The organism is Micrococcus sp. EYE_212, from assembly GCF_023147585.1.
In the GTDB taxonomy this organism is placed as follows: Bacteria; Actinomycetota; Actinomycetes; order Actinomycetales; family Micrococcaceae; genus Micrococcus.
Window position 1 is genome coordinate 1 of record NZ_JAHXOZ010000035.1, and the last position, 1310, is coordinate 1310.

Consider the following 1310-nt stretch of genomic DNA (forward strand, 5'->3'; position numbering starts at 1 on the left):
TGAAGCGCCCTGGGTTTGTTGGAGACTCCTGACCTTGGAAACGAGGATGGAGTTATGCCGAAAGAGCAGACAGCGGGGAAGCCGACGACGCGTCGGTATTCGCCGGAGGAGAAGGCCGCGGCGGTCCGGATGGTGCGGACGCTGCGTGCCGAGCTGGGGACCGAGCATGGGACTGTGCAGCGGGTCGCGACGCAGCTCGGATACGGGGTCGAGTCCGTGCGGATGTGGGTCAAGCAAGCCGACATCGACGACGGCGTCACCTCTGGCGTGAGCAGCGCTGAGGCGCAGCGGGTGCGTGAACTGGAGCAGGAGGTCCGGGAGTTGCGGCGGGCCAACGAGGTCCTCAAGCGTGCTGCGTCTTTCTTCGGGGCGGAGCTCGACCGCCACTACCGGAAGTAGTCGCGTTCATCGACGCGAACAAGGATGACCTGGTCGACGGTCGCCGGCTCGGAGTCGAGCTCATCTGCAGGCTGCTGCAGGTGGCTCCGAGCAGCTACTACGCCGCCAAGACCCGCGCCCCCTCGGCTCGCGCGGTGCGGGACGAGGAGCTGATCCCGCAGCTGGTCGAGCTCTGGGAGACGAACTACCGCGTCTATGGAATCCGCAAGCTCTGGAAAGCCGCCGGCCGGGCGGGGATCATGATCGGCCGAGACCAGACCGCCCGGCTGATGCGCGCAGCAGGCATCGAGGGTGCGCGGCGGTCGAAGAGGGTCAAGACCACCCGGCCGGACCCGGCGTCGGCGCGGCACCCGGACCTCGTGAAGCGGGAGTTCACCGCGCCTGCCCCGAACCGGCTTTGGGTCACCGACCTGACGTTCGTGCCGACGTGGGCCGGCGTCGCGTACGTCTGCTTCATCGTCGACGCGTTCAGCAGGATGATCGTAGGGTGGCGGTGCGCGTCACACATGCGCACCGAGATGGTCCTCGACGCGATCGAGATGGCCCGCTGGTCCCGCGGCGCTCGCCACGAGGACCTGCGCTGTCACAGCGACGCGGGGTCTCAATTCACCTCCATTCGCTACGGCGAACGCCTCGCCGAGATCGGAGCGACACCGTCGATCGGGACCGTCGGGGACAGCTATGACAACGCCCTGGCCGAGACCGTGAACGGCTATTACAAGGCCGAGCTCGTCCGCGGACCCGCACGGCCAGGTCCCTGGCGAACGGTCGAGGACCTCGAGCTCGCGACCCTCGGGTGGGTGTCCTGGCACAACACGCAACGCCTCCACGGCTACCTCGGCGACGTCCCACCCGCCGAGTTCGAGGACACGTTCTATGCTGTCGAAGCCGGCCGCGAACAGCTGGTCGGA

1 protein-coding gene and 1 other annotated feature are annotated in these 1310 nt (G+C 67.7%); the gene reads left to right on the forward strand.

Annotated features, from left to right (window positions below):
• Nucleotides 1-54: 54 nt before the first annotated feature.
• Nucleotides 55-1310 (forward strand): IS3 family transposase gene (locus tag KZX60_RS11880; RefSeq protein ID WP_248118616.1). Its coding sequence is split into 2 segments (ribosomal slippage), with 1257 coding nucleotides annotated over them: nucleotides 55-358 and nucleotides 358-1310; the frame shifts between segments, so codons are not numbered across the junction. This gene is flagged as partial in the annotation.
• Nucleotides 354-488: a sequence feature (AL1L pseudoknot), on the forward strand. Its footprint overlaps the gene before it by 135 nt.